This window comes from Pseudomonas sp. NDM (assembly GCF_003105095.1).
Taxonomy (GTDB): Bacteria; Pseudomonadota; Gammaproteobacteria; order Pseudomonadales; family Pseudomonadaceae; genus Aquipseudomonas; species Aquipseudomonas moraviensis_A.
Genome location: NZ_QETJ01000079.1, coordinates 1 through 22970 on the forward strand (window position 1 = coordinate 1; position 22970 = coordinate 22970).

The 22970-nt window shown below is 61.2% G+C and carries 21 protein-coding genes, 1 pseudogene and 1 riboswitch; of the genes and pseudogenes, 7 read left to right on the top strand and 15 right to left on the bottom strand.

Going from position 1 to position 22970, the window contains the following annotated elements:
- Nucleotides 1–78 precede the first annotated feature (78 nt).
- The 3 genes from DCO47_RS16540 to DCO47_RS16550 all read right to left on the bottom strand — a co-directional run bounded on the left by DCO47_RS16540 (nt 79) and on the right by DCO47_RS16550 (nt 2743).
- Nucleotides 79–1053 carry a TerC family protein gene (locus DCO47_RS16540; protein ID WP_116658481.1) on the bottom strand — a complete coding sequence of 325 codons (975 nt, stop codon included), beginning with the start codon at nt 1051–1053 and terminating at the stop codon, nt 79–81.
- A 242-nt stretch (nt 1054–1295) separates the two neighbouring features.
- Nucleotides 1296–1760 (bottom strand): hypothetical protein, encoded by a 465-nt coding sequence (locus DCO47_RS16545; RefSeq protein WP_116658482.1) that lies wholly within the window; start codon nt 1758–1760, stop codon nt 1296–1298.
- A 194-nt stretch (nt 1761–1954) separates the two neighbouring features.
- Complete coding sequence (locus DCO47_RS16550) at nt 1955–2743, bottom strand: helix-turn-helix domain-containing protein (protein WP_065616175.1); 789 nt, start codon at nt 2741–2743, stop codon at nt 1955–1957.
- An 83-nt stretch (nt 2744–2826) separates the two neighbouring features.
- Here DCO47_RS16550 and DCO47_RS16555 point away from each other — a divergent pair, with 83 nt between their 5' ends.
- Entirely contained in the window at nt 2827–3825 is a 999-nt protein-coding gene (locus DCO47_RS16555) for a bile acid:sodium symporter family protein (RefSeq protein ID WP_065616176.1), read from the top strand.
- A 7-nt stretch (nt 3826–3832) separates the two neighbouring features.
- Here DCO47_RS16555 and DCO47_RS16560 read toward each other — a convergent pair whose 3' ends face one another.
- A complete protein-coding gene (locus DCO47_RS16560) occupies nt 3833–4435 on the bottom strand; it encodes a response regulator transcription factor (RefSeq protein ID WP_065616177.1) in 603 nt (200 codons plus the stop codon).
- A 114-nt stretch (nt 4436–4549) separates the two neighbouring features.
- Here DCO47_RS16560 and DCO47_RS16565 point away from each other — a divergent pair, with 114 nt between their 5' ends.
- Nucleotides 4550–6178 carry a HAMP domain-containing sensor histidine kinase gene (locus DCO47_RS16565; RefSeq protein WP_116658483.1) on the top strand — a complete coding sequence of 543 codons (1629 nt, stop codon included), beginning with the start codon at nt 4550–4552 and terminating at the stop codon, nt 6176–6178.
- Nucleotides 6179–6228: 50 nt separating this feature from the next.
- Here DCO47_RS16565 and DCO47_RS27065 read toward each other — a convergent pair.
- The 3 genes and pseudogenes from DCO47_RS27065 to DCO47_RS16580 all read right to left on the bottom strand — a co-directional run.
- Nucleotides 6229–6435: pseudogene (locus DCO47_RS27065) on the bottom strand (phage infection protein); the annotation flags it as partial.
- Between the two features lie 345 nt (nt 6436–6780).
- Nucleotides 6781–7953, bottom strand: coding sequence for a cystathionine gamma-synthase (locus tag DCO47_RS16575; protein WP_116658484.1), 1173 nt, complete (start codon nt 7951–7953; stop codon nt 6781–6783).
- Nucleotides 7950–9326: a pyridoxal-phosphate dependent enzyme gene (locus DCO47_RS16580; RefSeq protein ID WP_065616180.1), complete on the bottom strand. Its 1377-nt coding sequence runs from the start codon at nt 9324–9326 to the stop codon at nt 7950–7952. The genes DCO47_RS16575 and DCO47_RS16580 overlap by 4 nt, the downstream gene beginning before the upstream one ends.
- A gap of 444 nt (nt 9327–9770) precedes the next feature.
- Between DCO47_RS16580 and metE the strand changes: the two genes are divergently transcribed.
- Nucleotides 9771–12059 carry a 5-methyltetrahydropteroyltriglutamate--homocysteine S-methyltransferase gene (gene metE, locus DCO47_RS16585; protein WP_116658485.1) on the top strand — a complete coding sequence of 763 codons (2289 nt, stop codon included), beginning with the start codon at nt 9771–9773 and terminating at the stop codon, nt 12057–12059.
- 186 nt (nt 12060–12245) lie between these two features.
- Nucleotides 12246–12797, top strand: a complete 552-nt coding sequence (locus tag DCO47_RS16595; protein WP_116658487.1) for a GNAT family N-acetyltransferase — start codon at nt 12246–12248, stop codon at nt 12795–12797.
- Here DCO47_RS16595 and DCO47_RS16600 read toward each other — a convergent pair.
- Genes DCO47_RS16600 through DCO47_RS16610 form a run of 3 tightly spaced genes read right to left on the bottom strand, consistent with a single transcriptional unit; the run spans nt 12736 to nt 15523 of the window.
- Nucleotides 12736–13500: an ABC transporter ATP-binding protein gene (locus DCO47_RS16600; RefSeq protein WP_116658488.1), complete on the bottom strand. Its 765-nt coding sequence runs from the start codon at nt 13498–13500 to the stop codon at nt 12736–12738. The two genes, DCO47_RS16595 and DCO47_RS16600, sit on opposite strands and share 62 nt — an antisense overlap.
- The gene (locus DCO47_RS16605) at nt 13497–14513 is read right to left on the bottom strand and encodes an iron ABC transporter permease (RefSeq protein WP_042606762.1); all 1017 of its coding nucleotides are present in this window, start codon (nt 14511–14513) and stop codon (nt 13497–13499) included. Before DCO47_RS16605 ends, DCO47_RS16600 begins: the two co-directional genes overlap by 4 nt.
- Nucleotides 14510–15523 carry an ABC transporter substrate-binding protein gene (locus DCO47_RS16610; protein WP_064363448.1) on the bottom strand — a complete coding sequence of 338 codons (1014 nt, stop codon included), beginning with the start codon at nt 15521–15523 and terminating at the stop codon, nt 14510–14512. Before DCO47_RS16610 ends, DCO47_RS16605 begins: the two co-directional genes overlap by 4 nt.
- Before the next feature lie 140 nt (nt 15524–15663).
- A riboswitch (cobalamin riboswitch) is annotated at nt 15664–15858 on the bottom strand.
- A gap of 115 nt (nt 15859–15973) precedes the next feature.
- On the opposite strand from DCO47_RS16610, the gene DCO47_RS16615 reads away from it, so the two are divergent.
- Nucleotides 15974–16201 (top strand): ParD-like family protein, encoded by a 228-nt coding sequence (locus DCO47_RS16615; protein ID WP_003225727.1) that lies wholly within the window; start codon nt 15974–15976, stop codon nt 16199–16201.
- Complete coding sequence (gene map, locus DCO47_RS16620; RefSeq protein WP_116658489.1) at nt 16198–16989, top strand: type I methionyl aminopeptidase; 792 nt, start codon at nt 16198–16200, stop codon at nt 16987–16989. The genes DCO47_RS16615 and map overlap by 4 nt, the downstream gene beginning before the upstream one ends.
- A 178-nt stretch (nt 16990–17167) precedes the next feature.
- Here the strand turns inward: map and DCO47_RS16625 are convergent, their stop codons facing one another.
- The 5 genes from DCO47_RS16625 to ribBA all read right to left on the bottom strand — a co-directional run bounded on the left by DCO47_RS16625 (nt 17168) and on the right by ribBA (nt 22518).
- Nucleotides 17168–18322, bottom strand: coding sequence for an ABC transporter ATP-binding protein (locus DCO47_RS16625; protein WP_064363446.1), 1155 nt, complete (start codon nt 18320–18322; stop codon nt 17168–17170).
- A gap of 17 nt (nt 18323–18339) precedes the next feature.
- Nucleotides 18340–19149: an ABC transporter permease gene (locus DCO47_RS16630; protein ID WP_116658490.1), complete on the bottom strand. Its 810-nt coding sequence runs from the start codon at nt 19147–19149 to the stop codon at nt 18340–18342.
- Between the two features lie 6 nt (nt 19150–19155).
- The gene (locus tag DCO47_RS16635; protein ID WP_064363445.1) at nt 19156–20064 is read right to left on the bottom strand and encodes an ABC transporter permease; all 909 of its coding nucleotides are present in this window, start codon (nt 20062–20064) and stop codon (nt 19156–19158) included.
- A complete protein-coding gene (locus DCO47_RS16640; RefSeq protein ID WP_116658491.1) occupies nt 20061–21086 on the bottom strand; it encodes an ABC transporter substrate-binding protein in 1026 nt (341 codons plus the stop codon). The genes DCO47_RS16635 and DCO47_RS16640 overlap by 4 nt, the downstream gene beginning before the upstream one ends.
- Before the next feature lie 322 nt (nt 21087–21408).
- The gene (ribBA, locus tag DCO47_RS16650) at nt 21409–22518 is read right to left on the bottom strand and encodes a bifunctional 3,4-dihydroxy-2-butanone-4-phosphate synthase/GTP cyclohydrolase II (RefSeq protein ID WP_016775017.1); all 1110 of its coding nucleotides are present in this window, start codon (nt 22516–22518) and stop codon (nt 21409–21411) included.
- Between the two features lie 68 nt (nt 22519–22586).
- Between ribBA and DCO47_RS16655 the strand changes: the two genes are divergently transcribed.
- Nucleotides 22587–22883, top strand: coding sequence for a DUF1330 domain-containing protein (locus DCO47_RS16655; RefSeq protein WP_116658492.1), 297 nt, complete (start codon nt 22587–22589; stop codon nt 22881–22883).
- The last annotated feature ends 87 nt before the right edge of the window (nt 22884–22970 follow it).

Here is a 22970-nt window from a genome sequence, read left to right on the forward strand (position 1 = left end):
GGTGTGTCAGTTGACGTAGATGTTGGCTGATACACCGCGATCGCGAGCAGGCTCACTCCTACAAGGGTTTTGTGTGGGTCATTCGGTGCTGCGTTCGCCCTCACGGGTGGTCACCAGACTCAACAGCACCGACCCGAGAATCACCGAGCCCACTACCGCCAGCGACCATTCCACCGGCATGTGAAACCACGGCATCAGCACCATCTTGCCGCCGATGAACACCAGCACGATCGCCAGCCCGTATTTGAGCAGGTGAAAACGGTCAGCCATGTCCGCCAGCAGGAAGTACAGCGCGCGCAGGCCCATGATCGCGAAGATGTTCGAGGTGAACACGATGAACGGGTCGGTGGTGACGGCGAAGATCGCCGGGATGCTGTCGACCGCGAACATCAGGTCGCTGGCCTCGATCAGCACCAGCACAAGGAACATCGGTGTTGCCCAGCGCACGCCGTTTTGCAGGATGAAAAACCGCTCGCCGTGGAAACCGCTGGTAATACGCATATGCCCGCGCACCCAGCGCAACAGCGGGTTGTTGTCGAGATCCGGTTGCTGGTCGGCGAACACCAGCATCTTGATCCCGGTGATGATCAGGAACACACCGAACGCATACAACAGCCATTCGAACTGCGACACCAGCCATACGCCGGCAAAGATCATTATCGCGCGCATGACAATCGCGCCGAGCACGCCATATAGCAGCACGCGCCGCTGCAATTCCGGGGGCACGGCGAAGTAGCTGAAGATCATCACGAAGACGAACATGTTGTCGATCGACAGCGACTGCTCGATCAAATAACCGGTGAGGAACTCCAGGGTTTTCTGCCGGGCGATTTCACCGCCAAATTCGCCGTGCAGGTACCACCAGAGCAAACCGGCGAAGCTCAGCGCCAGCAGGCACCAGGCAACCACCCAGCCCGACGCTTCACGCACCGAGACCCGATGCGCCTTGCGGCCGCCAAAGACAAACAAGTCCAGGGCCAGCATGGCCAGAACGAAGACGATGAAGGCGCCCCACATCCAGGGTTCGCCGATATTGATGTTCGTGGCAGGCATGGCACGCTCCCTGTCTCTTGTTTGAATTGAGTCAGACGGGGCCATGCTAGCGACGCAGTTATGGCAAAGAAAAATCGTTTATTTCTGAGGGTTGGTTCGAGAAAAACGAAGTGTCCTACCTCGGGGCACTTTGGCATTTCATTGGAGCATTCCTGCATGGGAAGTACCGCCGATTGGCGAATCCAGCCTCCAGCGATACCGCATCACAGAATTCAAGCTGATACCGAGGGAATATATATGGATCACAGCTCTCCCGTTGCCAGGAGAAATATATCTGCAGCGACCGTGTAGGGTGTTGACTCATAAACAATGTCGAACTTGAGAGTTGCTTTGACTGATTTTCGGCTGTCATCTACATCGTAAGTAACACTACCTCCCTTGATGCTCACTCCGTCAACCATAAAAACAACTGAATGCTTGCCGGGACCATAATCCTCGAGTTTATACGTGCCGCTTTTAAGTTCCCGTGGAGTAATTAATGTCAGCTGGTAGAAGTTCTGCAAGGTTTGATGGCGCCCAATGATGCTGCGCGAGTCTCCTGTGAAGGAGGCGTACCAGGTATGTGTCGCTTCAAACTTTTCAATGGGCGGAAAAGGTTTTGAGAACTTTACGTCGAAGCGCTCGTCCGCGGCGATTTTGTGCGCCAGATCCTGTGGCTTGTTTTCGCTGTTGATTCCAAGTTTTATGTTCTTGATTATGTCGGTCATGATCAATCTCCGGGTAAAAATGCGTTCCGCTTTTTAGGCAAACCGACTTTTCCGCCGGTTGGGAGATTCAATTTACGCTTCGGTTTGTGTGCCAACTACTGACAGACCTGACAGGTGCAAAATTTTGAGGAGTATGGTAGCGAAGTGTCGGGCGATGAGTTCCCTCGTATATAAACAGGCCATTGGTGCATGCCTCAACGGAAAAACTCGCCCGGCGTCTCACCAAACTGCTGACGAAACGCGGCAATGAACGCCGATGTCGAGTCGTATCCGCAGGCCAGCGCGACATCGGTCACACGCTCACCTTTCTCCAGCGGGGTCAGCGCCCCGAGCAGGCGCAGACGCTGGCGCCAGGCGCGGAAGGTCAGGCCGGTGTCGCGCAGGAACAGCCGCGTCAGGGTCTTTTCGGTGACGCCGAATTTGCCGCTCCAGTGGCTCAGCGTGGTCTGCTGTTCCGGATGTTGCTCCAGGCTCTGGTAGATCTGCTTCAAGCGCGGGTCTTGTGGCAGCGGCAGCATCAGGTCGATGGTTGGCGCATCGGCCAGCTGATCGAGGATGACTTGGGCGAGGCGTCCGTCAGGGCCGCTCTCGTCATACTCCACCGGAACCTGACTGAAGGCGCGGATCAACTCCCTGAGCAGATCGCTGACGCCCAGCACATGGCAATGTTCGGCCGCCCAACCGGTGACGCTGCTGTCGATATAGAGGCTGCGCATTTCCGTGTGCGGGGCGCTGAACACCCGGTGCGGTACGCCCGCCGGTATCCACACCGCACGCTCCGGCGGTGCGACGAAACGGCCGGCGCTGGTCTGCACTTCGAGCACGCCCTGAATCGCATAGGACAACTGCACCCACGGATGGCTATGACGGCGGGTGAGGGCGCGATTGGGCAGTGATTCGGTACGTCCATACACAGGACGCGGCAGGCTGGGCAACCCGGGAACACTGCGGCGAACGCTCTTGGTATGTCCTTTGGGCGGCATCTTGCGGCTCTTCGGCGTTAGTCGGTAATTGCCAGTCACGTTAGAGTCGTCGGCACGCACTGGCAACCCCCCGGATGAATCTCATGACGCGCCCACGTTTTCTGCCCGATAACTTCACCCTCACTCTTATCGGCGTTGTCCTGCTGGCCAGCTTCCTGCCCGCCAGCGGCCAGGTCGCGGTCGGCTTCGGCTGGCTGACCAACATCGCTATTGCCCTGCTGTTTTTCCTGCACGGCGCCAAGCTGTCGCGCGAATCGATCATTGCCGGCGCCGGCCACTGGCGTTTGCATCTGCTGGTGTTTGGCCTGACTTTCGTGCTGTTCCCGATTCTCGGTCTGGCGCTCAAACCGCTGTTGTCACCGCTGATCGGCGATCAGCTGTACATGGGCATGCTCTACCTTTGCGCGTTGCCAGCCACGGTGCAGTCGGCCATCGCGTTCACTTCGCTGGCGCGAGGCAATATTCCGGCGGCGATCTGCAGCGCGGCGGCGTCCAGCCTGTTCGGGATTTTTCTTACGCCGCTGCTGGTAACTTTGCTGCTCAACGTCCACGGCGAGGGCGGCTCGACCCTCGATGCGATCGTGAAAATCAGCGTGCAGTTGCTGCTGCCATTTATCGCCGGGCAGATCGCCCGCCGCTGGATCGGCGCGTGGGTAGGGCGCAACAAGAACTGGCTGAAATTCGTTGATCAGGGTTCGATTCTGCTGGTGGTCTACGGCGCATTCAGCGAAGCGGTCAACGAAGGCATCTGGCAGCAGATTCCATTGTTCGAGCTGCTCGGCCTGGTGGTGGTCTGCTGCATCCTGCTGGCCCTGGTGCTATTGGCCTCGAGCCTGCTCGGCAAAGCCTTCGGCTTCAATCAGGAAGACCGCATCACCATTCTGTTCTGCGGCTCGAAAAAGAGCCTGGCCACCGGCGTGCCGATGGCGCAGGTGTTGTTCGCCGGCAGCACCATCGGCGTGCTGATTCTGCCGCTGATGCTGTTCCATCAGATTCAACTGATGGTCTGCGCGGTATTGGCCCAGCGCTATGCCAAGCGGCCGGAGTCGGTGCCTGATCTGATGGCGCAGGTCGACCCGTAAAAACCCTTCACAGCCCCGAGTACTTGACCGCCGCGGCCGCCCGCGTCGGCACATCCAGCGTGCGCAACAACGACGACACATGGATGCGCACCGTGAACGGGGAAATATCCAGTTCACGGGCGATTTCCTTGTTGGTCTTGCCTTGCGCGATCAACCGCAGCACGTCCTGCTGACGCGGCGTCAGCGTCGTCGCGGTTTCCAGCGGCAGCAAGCCGGACGGCGCCGACTTCACCAGCACCTCGCCATCACGGATCGCCAGAATCGCCTGGCCGATTTCATCCGGCGCAATGTTCTTGCCGATAAAGCCGTCTATGCCCGCCGCCATGACTTCACTGATCAACGCCTGATCGTCGACCATCGAAACTACGATTAGCGTGGTGCGCGGCAATCGTCTTCGCAAGTCGGCGAGCTGGGTGATGCAGGTCAACCCGGGAAAACGCAGATCGAGCATCAGCGTGTCCGGCTCGTCGCCCTGTGGCAGCAGCTCGAGCACAGCGTCGAAGTCGCCGGCCTCGCAGATATTCGCTGCGGGCAGCACGCGCTGTACGGTGCGCAGCATCGCCTCGCGAAACAGTGGATGATCGTCGGCTATGATGATCCGGCATGTCATGACGTGACCCTCCCTGGGTCAGGCGTGATTCAAGGCCTGCACCTTAGCACTGGACGCGAAGGTTGCCTGTAGGCTGCTTCCGAAACTGACGATTGCTGCACAAGGACGTTTACCATGAAGTTCGAGAAAAATACCGAACTCGACCAGGCCAACCTGCGCATCATCATCGCCGCCATCGCGGTGGTTTACATGGTTGTGCTGGGTTTTCTGCCGGGCCAGCGCTTCGATACCTACCTGCCGGTCATCACTTACATTGTCCTGTTTCTGCTCGCCTCGATTGTGTTCCGCCAAGCCATTGCGCGCTGGCCGGGGCATTATCCGGCGCGACGGATTTTCGCCATGGTCCACGATTACACCGGCACCTGTTTTGGTCTGGTGATCGGCGGCGAAGCGGCGCTGCCACTGTACGCGGTGATGGTCTGGGTCAACCTCGGCAACGGCATGCGCTACGGCTCGCGTTATCTGGCGATTGCCACCGGCCTGGCGCTCGTAGCGCTGCTGGTGGTCTATCGCTTGACGCCGTACTGGCAGGCGCAACCGTTCATGGTGTTGATGCTGTTGATCACCAGCACGGTGATTCCGTTTTACGCGCACTTGCTGTTGGAGCGTACGCGCAAGGCGTCGGAAGAAGCGGTCGCAGCGAATCTGGAGAAATCGCGCTTCCTCGCGCAGGCCAGTCACGATTTGCGTCAGCCGATTCATTCCATTGGCTTGTTCACTGCCTGTCTTCGCGAGTCGCGTTTGGGCGACGACGAGCGACGGCTGGTCGACAACATCGACCGCTCGCTGCTTAACGTCTCGCAGTTGTTCCGTTCGATTCTTGATCTTTATACGCTGGATAACGGCCGGGTCGAGGCGAAATGGCAAACGCTGAACCTCGGCGAATGGCTCGCGGACATCGTCCGCCAACATCAGGAAGCGGCGCGTTGGGCGGGTGTCGAGCTGCGTTTGCGACCCTGTCACCACTGGGTCAGAACCGACCCGGCGCTGCTGGCGACCATGGTGCAGAACGTGCTCTCCAACTGTTTCAAATACGGCGCGCAACGGCCGGTGCTGATCGGCGTCCGTAAGCGTGGGGCAGGGCTGGCCATTGTTATTTATGACTGCGGCAATGGTATTGCCCAAGAGCATCTGCCGAAGGTTTTCGAAGAGTTCTATCGAGTGCGACAAGTGCGCGATAAAGACGTCGAGGGGGTCGGACTGGGTCTGGCGATCGTCAAGCGTCTGGGTGAGTTGATCGATGTGCAGGTTGCGCTGCGTTCGCGGGTAGGGCGTGGCACAGCAGTAACCCTCGCCGGTTTATCGTTCGCAGCGGCGCCACCGTCACCGGTCATGCGCGATGAAGCGCGGCAGGTGGGTTTGTTGACGGGGCTGAAGGTGTGTCTGGTGGAGGATGATCGCAATGTCTTGTTGGCGACCTCGGCGTTGCTCGAGCGCTGGGGCTGCGTGGTGCAGGCCGAGTGGTCGGCTGAGGAGCTGGTCACCGACTGCGACATCATCGTCGCCGACTATGACCTCGGCACCCACGCCACTGGCATCGAGTGCATCGATGAGGTGCGCCGGCAACGCGGCTGGGCAGTGCCAGCGATGATCATCACCGGGCACGACATCGAGAAGATTCAGGCCGCCTTGCACGATCGGCAGATCGCCATTCTGTCGAAACCGGTGCGCCCGGCCGAGCTGCGCGCGACATTACGCGCCCTGCGTGATCGACAAGGCGAAGCGGTCGAAAAGACGCTGTAGAGGCTGATGTAAACGGGCGGCTCGGGAGCCCGCCCGTTTCTTCGGGGCGTTTATTGCGGACTGTTGAATTGGTCGGAATAGCTGCCGGTCATCAGCGCCGATGCCACGCGATCAGAGCCGACTCCGACCCGAGAATAGGCCACACGGTTGACGCCGGTGCGATCTGCGCCATCCGCTGCCAGCGCGCCGGCACCGACCTTATCGGCGCCATCGGCAGCTACCGCCCCGGCCCCAACATGATCAGCCCCATCCGAAGCCAACGCCTGCGGTTGCGCCGCCCACACACTCGGCACTGCGACACCGGCCGCTACCGCAAGAAGCACGCCTGACAACAACTTGTATTTCATGGTTTTCTCCACGACCCAGCAGCCAGAAAGCGATGAGATGTCGTCCGTTGCGTATGCCCGGCGCTGTGACTCATTGGCTTGGGTTTTACCTGGTTGGCGAAAGGCACGGGCACACCGAACGGCGTGCGGGTGTCGAGATAATTTTGATCGAGCCGATTGAGTATAGGATCGGCCTCGGGAACTGCCACGGCGAGGAGATCGACGGACAAAAAAAGACGAAGCCCGCATTGCGCGGGCTTCGTTGTGCGTGGGTTTTTACATGTTCGCCAGTGCCTGTGCCAGGTCGGCGCGCAGGTCTTCGACGTCTTCAACCCCGACCGACAACCGCACCAGTCCATCGCCAATCCCCAGCTTCGCGCGGGTCTCTGGCGGAATCGTCGCGTGGGTCATGATCGCCGGGTGCTCGATCAGGCTTTCCACGCCACCGAGGCTTTCGGCCAACGCAAAGATCTTCACGTTTTCCAAAAACCGCCGCGCACCGGCCAGGTCGCTGTTCAGGTCGACGGAAATCATTCCGCCAAAACCGCGCATCTGCCGCTTGGCCAGTTCATGCTGCGGATGCGACGTCAGGCCCGGATAGTAGACGCGCTTGACCTGCGGTTGCTGCTCGAGCCACTGCGCCAGATCAAGGGCGTTGCTGCAATGCCGCTCCATGCGCAGCGCCAGGGTTTTCACCCCGCGCAAGGTCAGGAACGCATCGAACGGCCCGGAAATCGCGCCGACCGCGTTCTGCAGAAAACCGAGTTTTTCCGCCAGCTCGGCGTTCTGCCCGACCACGGCGATGCCACCAATCACGTCGGAGTGGCCGTTGAGGTATTTGGTGGTCGAGTGCAGCACGATGTCGAAACCCAACTCCAGCGGACGCTGGATGTACGGGCTGGCAAAGGTGTTGTCGGCGACGCAGATGATCCCGCGAGCGCGGCAGATGCGCGCGATTGCGGCCAGGTCCGACAGGCTTAGCAGCGGGTTGGTCGGGGTTTCGACCATGACCATGCGCGTGTCGTCCTGCAGCGAGGCTTCGAACGCCGACAGGTCGGCCAGATCGACGAAGCTGAAACGATGCCCGGCGCTGCGCTGGCGAACCTTGTCGAACAGGCGGAACGTGCCACCGTAAAGATCATTGCCGGAAACGATGTGCGAGCCGGCATCGAGCAATTCCAGCACCGTGGAAATCGCCGCCAGCCCTGAGGCGAAAGCGAATGCGCGGGTGCCGCCTTCGAGGTCGGCGACACAGCGTTCCAGGGCGAAGCGCGTCGGGTTGTGCGAGCGGCCGTAATCGAAACCCTTGTGCACGCCGGGGCTGTCTTGCAGGTAAGTGGAGTTGGCATAGATCGGCGGCATCAGCGCGCCGGTGGTCGGGTCCGGCTCCTGCCCGGCGTGGATCACCCGGGTGGCGAAGCCTTGGGATTTATCGTCGTGCTGACTCATGCAAGGGATCTCCGTAATTGGTTGAGCATGTCGGTGCGGGTGATCAGGCCATGGAAGCCGGAGGCGTCGGCGATGATCGCAACGAGGCCACGGCTGAGCACCGCTTCCAGCTCGGCCAGGGTCGCGGCCGGCGCAAGGGTTTGCAGTTTGTCGGTCATCACGCTGGACACCGACTGGCTGAAGCGCGCGGCGTCTTCGTGCACGCCGAGAAGGATGTCGGACTCATCGATCACGCCCACCAGCTGCTTGCCTTCGACCAGCACCGGCAGTTGCGAAACATCCGCCAGACGCATGCGCTGGAACGCGGTGAGCAGGGTATCGTCAGGGCCGACGCTGATCACCCGGCCGTCCTCGAAACGTCGGGCGATCAAGTCGCGCAAATCGCCGTAGCCCTTGCGTTGCAACAGGCCCTGATCGGTCATCCACTGGTCGTTGTAGACCTTCGACAGGTAACGCGTGCCGGTGTCGCAGACAAAACTGACCACGCGTTTCGGCTCGGTCTGTTCGCGGCAATAACGCAGCGCGGCGGCGAACAGGGTGCCGGTCGAAGAGCCACCGAGAATGCCTTCGGCCTTGAGCAACTGGCGGGCGTGATCGAAGCTTTCTTCGTCGCTGATCGAGTAGGCGTGGCGCACGCTGGACAGGTCGGTGATCGATGGAATGAAGTCTTCGCCGATGCCCTCGACCGCCCACGAGCCGGGGGTCGGCAGGCTGCCGTCGCGGCTGTATTGGGCCATGACCGAACCGACCGGATCCGCCAAGACCATTTCCAGATTCGGCTGCACACGTTTGAAGAAACGACTCAACCCGGTCAGCGTCCCCGCCGAACCGACGCCGACGACGATGGCGTCCAGATCATGTTCGGTCTGCGCCCAGATCTCCGGCGCGGTGCTGCATTCATGGGCCAGCGGATTGGCGGGATTATTGAACTGGTCGGCAAAAAACGCCCCGGGAATATCCTTGGCCAAACGCGCGGCGACGTCCTGGTAATACTCGGGATGACCCTTGCCAACGTCGGAGCGGGTGATGTGCACTTCGGCGCCCATGGCCTTCAAGTGCAGGACTTTCTCGGTGGACATCTTGTCCGGCACCACCAGCACCACACGATAGCCTTTGGCACGGCCAACCAGCGCCAGACCGAGACCGGTGTTGCCGGCAGTGGCCTCGACAATCGTGCCGCCCGGTTGCAGGCGGCCGTCACGTTCAGCGGCGTCGATCATCGCCAGACCGATGCGGTCCTTGATCGAGCCGCCGGGATTCTGCGATTCGAGTTTGAGAAACAGCGTGCACGGTCCGGTATCAAAACGGGTGACCTGAACCAGCGGAGTATTGCCTATCAGCCCAAGCACGGCAGGGCGTGATTCCTTCGACATTTCTTCACCTCTTTATGGTGTTGATCGCGTTCCGATCGCGGGGAAAAGACTCGCGTGCAACTTAGGCGCAGACATCTTCCCTCGCAACCTTTAATCCTTGAGAAATCCAGCCATTTGGATCTAACGATAGAACGAATTTGCCAAGCTGCCGGAACAGTTCGAACGTGTTTACAGCGAGGCGTCATCGAGTATTCAAAGGGCGTCTTCGCCGCGACAAAAGCTTGATCCGGACGTCGCAGTTATGATGGTTCCCACGCTCTGCGTGGGAATGCAGCCGGGGACGCTCTGCGTCCCTACGGTCCAAAGATCGCTGCCTTCGGCAGCTCCTATAGGAGTGTCTGTGCATGAGTAGAACTTGTGATGATCTAGAATAAATTGAGTTTGTTTCATCAAGCCTCGTTCCCGACAATGGCCGCCATCGAATAAGCACCTGGAGTTGTTCTCATGGCACTGGCCCATTCCCTTGGATTTCCGCGCATCGGTCGCGACCGCGAACTGAAGAAAGCGCAAGAGGCGTTCTGGAAAGGAGAACTGAACGAGGCGGGCCTGCGTGACGTCGGGCGTGAGCTGCGCAAGGCCCATTGGGACCTGCAGAAAAACGCCGGCATCGACTTGCTGCCGGTCGGCGATTTCGCCTGGTACGACCAGGTGCTGACCCACTCGCTGATGTTCGGCGTGATCCCCGAGCGCTTCCGCCCGCACGATGGCAAAGCCACCCTGCAAACCCTGTTCAGCATGGCCCGTGGCGTCAGCAATACTTGCTGCGGCGAAGGCCACGCTCAGGAAATGACCAAGTGGTTCGACACCAACTATCACTATCTCGTACCGGAATTCAGCGTCGATCAACAATTTCAGCTGGGTTGGGAGCAGTTGTTTGAAGAAGCTGAAGAGGCGCGCGCGCTGGGGCACAACGTCAAACCGGTGATCATCGGCCCGTTGACCTATCTGTGGCTGGGCAAAACCAAAGGCACTGATTTCGACAAGCTCGATTTGCTTGATCGCCTGCTGCCGCTGTACGGCCAGATCTTTGCGCGGCTGGCGGCACTGGGCGTGGAATGGGTGCAGATCGATGAGCCGATTCTAGTGCTCGATCTGCCCCAGGACTGGAAAAATGCCTTCGAACGCGCCTACAACCAGATCCAGCGCGATCCGCTGAAAAAACTGCTCGCCACCTACTTCGGTGGTCTGGAAGAAAACCTCGGTCTGGCGGCGAACCTGCCGGTCGATGGCCTGCACATTGATCTGGTGCGCGCGCCGGATCAGTACCCGACGATTCTGGATCGTCTGCCGGCCTATAAAGTGCTGTCGCTGGGTGTGGTCAACGGTCGGAACGTCTGGCGCTGCGATCTGCACAACGCGCTGGCGACGCTGCGGCATGCCCATGAGCGTCTGGGTGATCGTTTGTGGGTGGCGCCGTCCTGCTCGTTGCTGCACAGCCCGGTGGACCTGAGTCGTGAAGACCAGCTCGATGCCGAACTGAAAAGCTGGCTGGCGTTTGCCGTGCAGAAGTGCGAAGAGGTCGCCGCGCTCGCCCAGGCTGTCAGCGAGCCGGAAGCGCCGCAGGTGCTGCGCGCGTTGGCGCAGAGCCGTGCGGTGCAGACCAGTCGCGCCGCCTCGCCGCGCATTCACAAACCGGCGGTGCAGGCACGGGTAGCGGCGATCACAGCCGGCGATGCGCAACGTCAATCGCCGTTTGCCCAGCGCATTGCCAAACAGCGGCGCAAGCTTGATCTGCCGCTGTTCCCGACCACCACCATTGGCTCGTTTCCGCAAACGGCGGCGATTCGTCTGGCGCGTCAGGCCTACAAGCAGGGCAAGCTCAGCGCGGCGGATTACACCGACGCCATGCACAGCGAAATTCGCCACGCGGTGGAGATTCAGGAGCGCCTCGGGCTGGATGTGCTGGTGCACGGTGAAGCCGAGCGTAACGATATGGTCGAGTATTTCGCCGAACAACTCGATGGCTACGCTTTCACTCGCTTCGGCTGGGTCCAGAGCTACGGTTCGCGTTGCGTGAAACCGGCGGTGATTTTCGGCGACCTGAGCCGCCCGCGAGCAATGACGGTCGAGTGGATCCGCTACGCCCAGAGTCTGACCGACAAAGTCATGAAAGGCATGCTGACCGGTCCGGTGACCATGCTCATGTGGTCGTTCCCGCGCGAGGACGTCAGCCGTGAGGTCCAGGCACGACAACTGGCGCTGGCAATCCGTGATGAAGTCAATGATCTGGAAGCCGCCGGAATCAACATCGTGCAGATCGACGAAGCGGCGTTCCGTGAGGGCTTGCCGTTGCGCCGGGCGCAGTGGCAGGCGTATCTGCACTGGGCGAGCGAAGCGTTCCGCCTGTGCGCCTCCGGGGTGCGCGACGAGACGCAGATCCACACGCACATGTGCTACAGCGAGTTCAACGATGTGATCGAGTCGATCGCGGCGATGGACGCCGATGTCATCACCATCGAAACCTCGCGTTCGGACATGGAACTGCTCGAAGCGTTTGAAGCGTTCGCCTACCCGAACGACATCGGCCCCGGCGTGTACGACATTCACTCGCCACGCATTCCCGATGTGGCGGAGATGGTCGGGCTGCTGCGCAAAGCTGCCCGGCGCATTCCGGCTGAGCGCCTGTGGGTCAACCCGGATTGCGGCTTGAAAACCCGAGGCTGGCCAGAGACCGAAGCGGCGTTGGTGCACATGGTCACGGCCGCGCGGCAGCTGCGCAAAGAGTGGGCATAGTAGCCAACGCAGTCCACTGTAGGAGTGAGCCTGCTCGCGATAGCGGAGTGTCATTCAGCACATAAGCGACTGACCCACCGCTATCGCGAGCAGGCTCACTCCTACAGGGGGTGTGTGATTCCGGATGGCACGGCAGGCTCGCAATTGTTACCGTGACCCACCGCAACCCAGGTACCTCCCGCACTCATGGACCCGCAGCCAGTCATTCAAGCCGCCTCTGAAGCCGCCATCCCGGCCATCCTCGATTTTACCCTCAAGGCCCGCGCCGAGCTGTTTCCCAAACTCAGCGCCTCCGGCACGCCTCACGATCTGGCGCGTTTCGCCGAGGTTTATCTGCATGGCGCAGGCTGCTTTCTGATCGCTCGTCAGGAAGGGCAGATCGTCGCCTCAATCGGCTATCTGCCGTATGACCGACGCTTCCCGCAACTGGTGTATCCCGGCCTGAAAGTGGTGGAAGTCGTGCGCCTGTTCGTCCTGCCTTCGCAGCGCCGATCAGGACTCGCTGGTGCGCTGTATCGGGCGTTGAAGGAACACGCGCTAGCCAACGGCGTGGAGCTGATCTACCTGCACACCCATCCGTTTCTGCCGGGCGCCATCGAGTTCTGGCAGCGCCAGGGTTTCGCCATTGTTCAGGTCGACAAGGACCCGGTCTGGCAGACCACGCACATGCAATCGTTCATGAATGAAAACGCAATATCTGCGCGCCATCGAACGGATCCGTCAGGTAGTGCGCCCTGACCCCGAAGGTCGTCTGTAAGCGCTCCGGCGTCAGCACGTGCAGCGGTTCGCCGAGCGCCACCAGCCGCCCGCGTTCCAGCACCGCCAGGCGATCGCATTTAAGCGCCTGATTGAGATCGTGCAGGGCGATCAGCGTAGTCACCGGCAGAGTGCGCACCACTTGCAGAATGCTCAGTTGATGCTGGATGTCGAGGTGGTTGGCCGGCTCGTCGAGCAGCAGAATCTGCGGGCGCTGCGCCAAGGCGCGGGCGATGTGCACGCGCTGGCGTTCACCGCCGGAGAGGCTGCGCCATAGGCGGTCGCGCAGGTGCACGGCGTCAACGTCGACCAGCGCTTGCTCGACAATGGCGGCATCGGCCGGCGACCACGGTTGCAGGGCCGACAACCATGGCGTGCGCCCTAGTGCGACGGCGTCGAACACGCGAATGCCATCGTCGGTATCGGCCTGCTGTTCAACCACCGCAAGCGTTTGCGCGATGCTGCGCCGGGACAACTTGCAAAGCGCCTGGCCGTCGAGCTGCACTTGGCCTGTGCTCGGTTCACGCAGGCCGGCGAGCAGTTTCAGCAAAGTGGATTTGCCGGAGCCGTTCGGGCCAACGATACCTAGGGTTTCACCACGCTGAACATCGAGACTGACACCGTTGAGCAACTCGGCACCACGCACCTTGAAGCCCAAACCAGCACAACTCAGAACCGGGTTCATCGCGCCGATCTCCGACCCACCAGAATCAGCGCGAACACCGGTGCGCCCACCAGCGCGGTGATCACGCCGACCGGAATCACCTGACCCTTGATCAGGGTGCGTGACAGCACATCGGCGGCAATCAGAAACACCGCACCGCCCAGCGCACTGGCCGGCAGCAGACGCGCATGACCGGTGCCGAGCAACAACCGCGCGGCATGGGGAATCACCAGACCGACAAAGCCGATCGAGCCGACAATCGACACCATCACCGCCGTTACCAGCGCGGCGCAGCCAATCAACAGAATCTGCACACGTCGTACTGGAATGCCGAGAGACGCCGCCGAATCCGCGCCAAAGGTGAACGCATCCAGCGCCCGGCGATGCCACAGGCAAACGACCAACCCCAACACAGCCACCGGCACTGCCAGCCACACCGACGGCCAGCGCACACCACCGAGATTGCCCAGTAGCCAGAACATGATGCCGCGCGCTTGTTCCGAGCTGGCCGAGCGGGTGATCAGAAAAGCGGTGAGGGCGTTGAACAGCTGCGAGCCGGCAATCCCGGCAAGAATGATCTGCCCGGTGCCGCTGGCCGAGCCGCTGACCCGCGCCAACAGAATCACCAGCACGAACGCGGTCACCGCACCGGCGAAGGCACCGGCCGACAGCGAGATCGCTCCGGCGCCGACGCCGAGCAGGGCGACCATCACCGCGCCGGTCGAGGCACCTGCGGAAATCCCCAGCAGATACGGATCGGCCAACGGATTGCGCAGCAGCGATTGCAGGATCACCCCGCATGTCGCCAGGCCGGCACCACAGGCCGCCGCGACCAGCGCGCGGGTCAGGCGATAGTTCCAGACGATGCCTTCGTCGATCGGGTCGAGCACATAACCGGCGCCCCACAGCTTGTTCGCCAGCACCTGCAGCACCACGCTCGGCTCGATGGAGGTCTCACCAATGGCCACACCACCGATCAGCGCAACCGACAGCGTCAACAGAACCAGCAGGGCACGGATCAGGCGTCTGCTCATTGCGACAGGTCGTAGCCGTTGATGGCGGTGGCCAGTTGTGCGAGGCCATCGAAGGTGCGCAGGCTGGCCTGCATGGCCATGGCGTCGAGGATGATGATGCGGTTGTGCTTGACCGCGTCCATGTTGCGCGTCACCGGATCACTGCGCAGGAATGCGAGCTTCTTCTGGTAGTCGTCAGCCGGGAAACGCCGGCGATCCATGCGCGCGATGACCAGAAACGTCGGGTTGGCCTTGGCGATGGTTTCCCAGCCGACGGTCGGCCATTCTTCATCCGACTCGACGATGTTGCGCACGCCGAGGGTGCTGAGCATGAAATCGGGCACACCTTTGTGCCCGGCCACGAACGGCTCGATGTCCATCTCGGCGCTGGAGAACCACACCAGAGCGCTGACGTCTTTGCGCTGCTGGTTTTTCGCGGTGGCGATCGATTGTGCGAGGCTGGCTTTGAGCTGCTCATTGAGCTGTTCGCCACGCGCCTGCACGTCGAAAATCGCCGCCAGTTGGCTCACGCCTTTGTAGATGCTGTCGATGCGAAACGGCGCCAGCCGCGTGCCGTCCGCACCGACGAGGTTGTCCTTGGCTTCGCAATCGGAGGGCAGCAGGTAGGTCGGAATCTTCAGCTCGTGAAACTGCTCGCGGGTGCCGACCGCGCCTTGCGGGCCGACCATCCATTCCAGCTCGACGGCGACCAGTTCCGGGCGTTTGCCGATCACCGCTTCGAAACTCGGCTCGTTATCGGCGAGGCGCTCGATCCTGTCGTTCTGCGCTTTGTATGTGCCCAGCACGTCGTTGAACCACAGCGAAGTGCCGACAACCTTGTCGCCCAGGCCCAAGGCATAGAGCATTTCGGTGCCGGCCTGGCCGATGGTCACCGTGCGTGCGGGCGCGTGCTGGAAAGTAAGGCTGCTGCCGCAGTTTTCCACGGTCAGCGGATAGGCAGTCGGCGCCGCTTGCGCCAGGGCGCAGAGGCTCAGAGAGGTGAGCAGGGTGGCAACGCGGGGCAGCAGCATGGGGCAGTCTCCAGGGGGAACCGTACGGGAGCGGGCGGGTACGGTCTGGAAACACACCTCGGGCGCGGTCGTGGAAACTGCGCTAGGCCGGCATGGTGAAAAAGCGCACGGCACGATGTCCTTCCCGGACACCCCGCCGGTTAGTCAGTCACTGTGCCGGCAGGTCTCCTGACTGATGCGTCATCGCCATGCTCCGGCCTTCCCGGGGATTACCCAGTGGCAGTCGAGGAGCAGGCTCGGCACCTACAGTTGCGGGGGCAGTTCCGATTGATGCTGTGCAAGCATTTCGGATTCCCTATTAATTCCGTGTGGAAACCGGCGCGGGCATGGTAGTCGATCAGGCCGATGAAGGGGAGCCGAATCTGCCGTGTTTCCATGCCGGAGCGTTTGCAATCCTGGGCAATGTTTGGCTAGTATACGAACCATATACATATCGTAGTGGATTCATATATGGGCATCGTAAAGATTTCAGAGGACATGCACGAAAATCTGCGCATCTCCAGCAACGCACTCAGCCGCTCGATCAACGCGCAGGCCGAGCACTGGATGCGCATCGGCATGCTCGCCGAGCTGCACCCCAACCTCGACCACAGCGCCATTTGCCGCCTGCTGATCCGCGCCGAACAGAACGGCGGACTGGATCTGCATCAACTGACCCAGGAAGCCGTCAGCGCATGAGAAACCAGATCAGGATCAACACACCCGCCGACATCGAAAAATCCCGCGCCGCCGGCAAACTGGCTGCCGAAGTGCTGGCGATGCTGGTGCCGCATGTGAAGGCCGGCGTGACCACCGATGAGCTCGACCGGTTGTGCAACGACTACATCGTCAATGTGCAGAAAGCCGTGCCGGCCAATGTCGGTTATCACGGTTTCCCGAAAACCGTCTGTGCATCGGTCAACGATGTGGTGTGTCACGGGATTCCGTCGGGCACGCCGTTGAAGGACGGCGACATCGTCAACCTCGACATCGCCGTGATCAAGGACGGCTGGTTCGGTGATACCAGCCGCATGTACGTGGTGGGTGAGGCGACTCCCGAAGCGCAGCACCTGATCAAGACCACCTACGAGGCCATGTGCGCAGGCATTCGCGCAGTTAAACCGGGCGCGACGCTGGGCGATATCGGCCATGCGATCCAGCGCCTGGCGGAGGCGGAGGGCTTCAGTGTGGTCCGCGAGTACTGCGGCCACGGCATCGGCAAGGTCTATCACGATGAACCGCAAATCCTGCATTACGGCTTTCCCGGTCAGGGTCTGAAGCTCAAGGCCGGGATGATCTTCACAGTGGAACCGATGCTCAATGCCGGCAAGCGCCATGTGAAGAACATGCCGGACGGCTGGACCGTGCTGACAAAGGACGGCTCGTTGTCGGCGCAGTGGGAACATATGGTCGCGGTGACGGAGACCGGATTCGAAGTGCTGACGGCGTGGCCGGATGAGATTGAAGGGTACCGGGCCATTGGCTGAGACCGCGTCGCCTGCTTGCCCTCACCCTAGCCCTCTCCCAGAGGGAGAGGGGACTGACCGAGGTGCGATACCGAGTCGATCTTGCATTTGAACAGCATGAAGATCGGCTCCCTTTCCCCCTCGCCCCCCTGGGGGAGAGGGCTGGGGTGAGGGGGTAGATCCAACTGACTCAGCGCAATCAGTGGGCACCTGCGGCCTTGTTCAAATCGCTCTCGGTCCATTCGGTATAAACGCACGCATCCGCCGTCGCCCAGCGAACCCGCACCGGGTCGCCAGCCTTGAGCGGCATGCCCGCCGCCGACAGGGCTTTCACCGTCATCGACGTCCCGCCCGCAGTCACCACGCTGCAGGTCTGGCTCTCACCGAGAAACAGCACCTCCACAACGTTCGCCGAAACCTCATTCCAACCCGCCGCCAGCGGCTCATCCAGCGCTTGCTGCGTGCTCAGCGCCAAGGCCTTTTCCGGCCGCACCATCAGCAGCACATCCTGATCGGTGTGCAAGCCCGCCGTCAGCCGAATCGACAACGACTGCCCCTCGAAACTCGCCGCTGCATTGCCTTGCGCCTTGAGCTTGAGGAAGTTCGAGTTACCCAGAAACGACGCGACAAACGCATTCGGCGGATTCTGATAGAGGTCATAACCACTGCCCAGACCGACGATCTTGCCGTGGCTGAAAATCGCAATGCGTTGCGACAGACGCATGGCTTCTTCCTGGTCGTGGGTCACGTAGACGATGGTGATGCCCAGGCGGCGGTGCAGCTGGCGCAGTTCATCCTGCAAATCCTCGCGCAGCTTCTTGTCCAGCGCGCCCAGTGGTTCGTCCATCAGCAGGATGCGCGGCTCGTACACCAGCGCCCGGGCGATGGCGACACGTTGCTGCTGACCACCGGACAGTTGCGAAGGGCGGCGATGGGCGAACTGTTCGAGCTGCACCAGTTTCAACATTGCATCGACGCGTTTTTCGCGCTCGGCCGCTGCCAGTTTGCGAATCGCCAATGGGAAGGCGATGTTGTCGCGCACCGACAGATGCGGGAACAGCGAATAGCGCTGGAAGACCATGCCGATGTCGCGCTTGTGCGGCGGCACGTTGACCAGCGACTGGCCATTGACGAGGATCTCGCCGCTGCTCGGTGTTTCAAAGCCGGCGAGCATCGACAGCGTCGTGCTTTTTCCCGAGCCGCTGGAGCCGAGGAAGGTGAGGAATTCACCGTCCTTGATGTCCAGCGAGATATTGTCGACGGCCGCAAAATCGCCGTAGTGCTTGTTCAGGTTGCGCAGGCTGACCAGGGGTTTGTCGTTCTGCTGGGATGCGTCTTTGATCACGGCACTCATGTCGTACTCCTGGGCGCTCAGGCGCTGATTTCGTTGCGCCGGCGCAGGGCGGCGGCGATCACCATGACCAAAACAGACAAGCCGATCAGCAGCGTCGAAGCGACGGCGATCACCGGGGTCAGGTCCTGGCGCAGGGTGGTCCACATTTTCACGGGAAGGGTTTGCAGGGTGGGACTGGCCATCATTACGCTGAGCACCACTTCGTCCCACGAAACGAGAAAGGCGAAGAGAGCGCCGGCGACCATGCCCGGACGGATCGCCGGGAATGTCACCTTGAACACCGCCTGCAAGCGCGAGGCACCGCAGATCACGGCGGCGTCTTCGATCGACTGATCGAACAGCTTCAGCGAGTTGATGATCGAGATGATGGTGAACGGCAGCGCAACGATCACATGGCTGACGACGAAAGCGAACATCGTCCCGGTGTAGCCGACCTTGAGAAACAGCGCGTACACCGCCACGGCAATGATCACCAGCGGCACGATCATCGGCAGGGTGAACAGGCCATACAACATCTCGCGTCCGGGAAAGCGTCCACGCACCAGCGCAAACGCCGTCGGCAAACCGAGGGCCACGGCACAAATGGTGGTCAGCACGGCAACCTTGAGACTGGCGGCAGCGGCGTTCATCCAGTCGGGATTGGAGAAGAACTGGCCGTACCATTTCAGCGTCCAGCCCGGCGGCGGGAACACCAACCACTGCGAGGAGCCGAACGACAGCAGCACGATGAACACGATCGGCAAGAGCAGGAACAGACCGATCAGCCCGGTGGTTGCATACAAGCCGAAGCGCATGCGCCGGCTCATGGCATTGGGGGTCAGGAGCATGTCGGCTTACCTCGCGTTACTGGCGCCAACCGGGGATTCCGGCTGAAGCTTCAGGTAGAAGTAGAATAGCACCAGGGTGATTGCGATCAGCAACGCAGCGCCGGCACTGGCCAGGCCCCAGTTGAGGAACGATTGCACCTGCTGAATGATGAACTCCGGCAGCATCATGTTCTGCGCCCCGCCAAGCAGCGCCGGGGTGACGTAGTAACCGAGCGACATCACGAACACCATCAGACCGCCCGAGGCCAGACCCGGCCGACACAGCGGCAGGAACACCCGGAAGAAGTTGGTCCACGGACTCGCGCCGCAGATCGAGCCGGCCTGCAGGATCATCGGGTCGATGGCCTGCATGGTCGCCTGCAACGGCAGGACGATGAACGGAATCATGATGTAGCTCATGCCGATCACCACGCCGGTCAGGTTGTGCACCATTTCCAGCGGCTGATCGATGATGCCCATAGCCATCAGCGCCTTGTTGATCACCCCCGAGGCTTGCAACAGCACCAGCCACGAATAGGTGCGGGCGAGCAGGCTGGTCCACATCGACAGCAGCACGATGTTGAGGATCCAGCGCCCCCAGCCACGTGGCACCAGGGTGATCGCCCAGGCCAGCGGAAAGCCCAGGAGCAGGCTGAACAGCGTCACCAGTCCGGCCACCGAAAAGGTATTGAGCAGCACACGCGCATAGGCCGAGTTGGCGAACAGTTGTTCGTAGTTGCCAAGCCCCGGCACCGGTTCCAGCACGCCGCGCAGCAGCAAACCAATCAACGGCGCGAGGAAGAACAGGCCGAGAAACAACAGCGCCGGGACGAGGTTGCCAGCGCCGCGCCAGCGTTGTTTGAACGCCGAGCCGGTAGCGCCCGCGGCGCTCCCGGTGGCAGTGGAGGGACGGGGCGCAGTGGCCGCGATTTTCATTTGACCAGCCATTCGTTCCACCGTGTCGCGATAGCCGGACCGTTCTTGGCCCAGTATGCGAAATCAAGGGTGATCTGATCCTTGGCGTAAGCCGTCGGCAGGTTGGGCGCCAGCGTCGAATCCAGACGCTCCACACTGTCGAGGTTGACCGGGGCGTAGGCGGTCAGGTTGGAGAAATCGGCCTGGCCCTTGGCGCTGCTGGCGTTGGCGAGGAATTTCATCGCCGCGTCCTTGTTCTTCGAGCCTTTGGGGACGACCAGAATGTCGGCCATGACCAGGTTCTGTTTCCAGCTCACGCCGACCGGCGCGCCGTCTTCCTGCAGAGCGTGCACGCGACCATTCCAGAACTGGCCCATGCTCGCTTCACCGGACGCCAGCAGTTGCTGCGACTGCGCGCCGCCGCCCCACCAGACGATGTCCTTCTTGATGGTGTCGAGTTTCTTGAAAGCGCGATCCAGGTCCAGCGGGTAGAGCTTGTCAGCCGCGACGCCATCGGCCAGCAGCGCCAGTTCGAGCACGCCGGGGCTTGGCCATTTGTACAGGGCGCGTTTGCCCGGGAAGGTCTTGGTGTCGAACAGCGCGCTCCAGTCCTGCGGCTTGTTGGCGCCGAGCTTGCCCTCGTTGTAGCCGAGGACGAAGGAGAAGAAGAACGAACCGACGCCGTGATCGCTGACGAAGCGCGGGTCGATCCTGTCGCGCTGGATCACTTTGAAATCGAGGGGTTCGAGCAGGCCTTCGGCAGCGGCGCGCAGGGCGAAATCGGCTTCGACATCGACCACGTCCCACTGCACGTTGCCGCTTTCGACCATGGCCTTGAGTTTGCCGTAGTCGGTCGGCCCGTCCTGGACGACGGTGATGCCGCTGGCCTTGCTGAACGGATCGGCCCAGGCCTGTTTCTGCGCATCCTGGGTGCTACCGCCCCAACTGACAAAATTCACGCTTTCGGCAGCCATTGCAGCCTGGCCGGTAACGCTGAGCATTCCCGCGAAAAAGATCGCGGTTGCAGCTTTGTTCAACACCATGTTCACGCCCTCATTGTTGTGTTTTTGAGCGGGCCTTGCGTTGTTGCCCGCCTGTCGGGAGCAGTAGCTGGACGGTTTTTCAGGTCGCCCGGCCTATGGAATATCATATTATGGTATTCCAAACTTTGTGCAAGCACTTTGCCTTACCGGTTATCTGGCAGCTGTCCTTTTTTGTGGTTCGAAGAAATGGATCTGAAATGCAAACCCCTTGTAGGAGTGAGCCTGCTCGCGATAGCGGTATGTCAGTCAACATCATTGCTGAATGTCACACCGCTATCGCGAGCAGGCTCACTCCTACATTTGGATTCGTGCTCGACGAAAGTTATTCGGTGAAAGGGATGCTCTCAACCACCTCAAGGTCATACCCGGTCAACCCTGCATACTTCAGCGGTGGGCCAAGGTGGCGCAGCTTGCCAACCCCAAGGTTCTGCAGAATCTGCGCCCCGGTCCCGACTTCGGAATAGATCCGCGACTGCGAGCGGCTGAACTGCCTCGGCGGCTGGGTCAGTTGCGGCACGCGCTCCAGCAACGCCTGCGACGATTCGTGGTTGGCCAGCACCACTACAACCCCATGACCTTCCGCCGCGACCCGTTGCAGCGCCGCCCAGAGCGTCCAGTTCGTCGGCCCGCTGTACTCGGCGCCGACCAGATCGCGCAGCGGATCGATCACGTGCACGCGCACCAGCGTCGGCTCTTCGCGACGCAAGTCGCCCATGACCATCGCCATGTGCACGCCGCCTTCGATGCGGTCTTCGAAGGTGATCAAACGGAACGTGCCATGCACCGTCGGCAGCTCACGTTCGCCGATGCGTTCGATGGTGTGCTCGGTGCTCAGGCGGTAGTGGATCAGGTCGGCGATGGTGCCGATCTTGATCCCGTGCTTGCGTGCGAACTGCTCCAGATCCGGGCGGCGGGCCATGGTGCCGTCGTCGTTCATCACTTCGACGATCACCGAGGCCGGGGTGAAACCGGCGAGGCGCGCCAGATCGCAACCGGCCTCGGTATGCCCGGCGCGGGTCAGCACGCCACCTTCCTTGGCGCGCAACGGGAAGATGTGACCGGGCTGCACCAGGTCTTCGGCGCGGGCATTCGGCGCGACGGCGGCGGCAACGGTGCAGGCACGATCCGCCGCGGAGATGCCGGTAGTCACGCCAACCGCCGCTTCGATCGACACGGTAAACGCCGTGCTGAACACGCTGCCGTTGGCGGGTACCATTTGCTCCAGGCCCAGACGCTGGCAATGTTCGTCGGTGAGGGTCAGGCAGATCAGCCCGCGCGCTTCGCGAGCCATGAAACTGATTGCCTCCGGCGTGCAGCGATCGGCGGCCAGCAGCAGGTCGCCTTCGTTCTCGCGGTCTTCGTCATCGACCAGCAGGACCATTTTGCCGAGGCGATAATCTTCGATGATTTCTTCGATGCTGTTGAAGGCCATGCTGGACTCTCAGGGTTCGTTGGAAATATATTGGTATACCATAATACAAAATCAACAAAGAGGTCACTATGAAGGCGTACTGGATTGCCCACGTGGATATAGCCGATGCCGAGCACTACAGCCAATACACCCAGCGTACCCCGCATGCGATTGCTGCATTCGGCGGGAAGTTTGTCGCCAGAGGCGGGCGCAGCGAAGCGCTGGAAGGCCGGCAGACGCCGCAGCGCACGGTGATCATCGAGTTCGAGAGCTACGAGCAGGCCGTGGCGTGCTATCGCTCGGCGGCGTATCAGGAAGCGAAAAGTTATCGCGAGGAATGGGCGAGGGCGGAGATCATCATCGTCGAAGGCGTCGCCCCAGTTTAGGCAACGCCACCAAACCCCTGTAGGAGTGAGCCTGCTCGCGATAGCGGTGTGTCAGTCAGCAGTTCTCTAGCTGATACACCGCTATCG

What these genes read in the sequence shown, in the direction of transcription:
- map (WP_116658489.1), top strand. Translation starts at nt 16,198, where the DNA reads ATGAGAAACCAGATCAGGATCAACACACCCGCCGACATCGAAAAATCC.
- DCO47_RS16625 (WP_064363446.1), bottom strand. Translation starts at nt 18,322, where the DNA reads ATGAGTGCCGTGATCAAAGACGCATCCCAGCAGAACGACAAACCCCTG.
- DCO47_RS16600 (WP_116658488.1), bottom strand. Translation starts at nt 13,500, where the DNA reads ATGAACCCGGTTCTGAGTTGTGCTGGTTTGGGCTTCAAGGTGCGTGGT.
- DCO47_RS16615 (WP_003225727.1), top strand. Translation starts at nt 15,974, where the DNA reads ATGGGCATCGTAAAGATTTCAGAGGACATGCACGAAAATCTGCGCATC.
- DCO47_RS16575 (WP_116658484.1), bottom strand. Translation starts at nt 7,953, where the DNA reads ATGAGTCAGCACGACGATAAATCCCAAGGCTTCGCCACCCGGGTGATC.
- DCO47_RS16630 (WP_116658490.1), bottom strand. Translation starts at nt 19,149, where the DNA reads ATGCTCCTGACCCCCAATGCCATGAGCCGGCGCATGCGCTTCGGCTTG.
- ribBA (WP_016775017.1), bottom strand. Translation starts at nt 22,518, where the DNA reads ATGGCCTTCAACAGCATCGAAGAAATCATCGAAGATTATCGCCTCGGC.
- DCO47_RS16635 (WP_064363445.1), bottom strand. Translation starts at nt 20,064, where the DNA reads ATGAAAATCGCGGCCACTGCGCCCCGTCCCTCCACTGCCACCGGGAGC.
- DCO47_RS16640 (WP_116658491.1), bottom strand. Translation starts at nt 21,086, where the DNA reads ATGGTGTTGAACAAAGCTGCAACCGCGATCTTTTTCGCGGGAATGCTC.
- DCO47_RS16540 (WP_116658481.1), bottom strand. Translation starts at nt 1,053, where the DNA reads ATGCCTGCCACGAACATCAATATCGGCGAACCCTGGATGTGGGGCGCC.
- DCO47_RS16550 (WP_065616175.1), bottom strand. Translation starts at nt 2,743, where the DNA reads ATGCCGCCCAAAGGACATACCAAGAGCGTTCGCCGCAGTGTTCCCGGG.
- DCO47_RS16580 (WP_065616180.1), bottom strand. Translation starts at nt 9,326, where the DNA reads ATGTCGAAGGAATCACGCCCTGCCGTGCTTGGGCTGATAGGCAATACT.
- metE (WP_116658485.1), top strand. Translation starts at nt 9,771, where the DNA reads ATGGCACTGGCCCATTCCCTTGGATTTCCGCGCATCGGTCGCGACCGC.
- DCO47_RS16555 (WP_065616176.1), top strand. Translation starts at nt 2,827, where the DNA reads ATGACGCGCCCACGTTTTCTGCCCGATAACTTCACCCTCACTCTTATC.
- DCO47_RS16655 (WP_116658492.1), top strand. Translation starts at nt 22,587, where the DNA reads ATGAAGGCGTACTGGATTGCCCACGTGGATATAGCCGATGCCGAGCAC.
- DCO47_RS16560 (WP_065616177.1), bottom strand. Translation starts at nt 4,435, where the DNA reads ATGACATGCCGGATCATCATAGCCGACGATCATCCACTGTTTCGCGAG.
- DCO47_RS16595 (WP_116658487.1), top strand. Translation starts at nt 12,246, where the DNA reads ATGGACCCGCAGCCAGTCATTCAAGCCGCCTCTGAAGCCGCCATCCCG.
- DCO47_RS16610 (WP_064363448.1), bottom strand. Translation starts at nt 15,523, where the DNA reads ATGCTGCTGCCCCGCGTTGCCACCCTGCTCACCTCTCTGAGCCTCTGC.
- DCO47_RS16565 (WP_116658483.1), top strand. Translation starts at nt 4,550, where the DNA reads ATGAAGTTCGAGAAAAATACCGAACTCGACCAGGCCAACCTGCGCATC.
- DCO47_RS16605 (WP_042606762.1), bottom strand. Translation starts at nt 14,513, where the DNA reads ATGAGCAGACGCCTGATCCGTGCCCTGCTGGTTCTGTTGACGCTGTCG.
- DCO47_RS16545 (WP_116658482.1), bottom strand. Translation starts at nt 1,760, where the DNA reads ATGACCGACATAATCAAGAACATAAAACTTGGAATCAACAGCGAAAAC.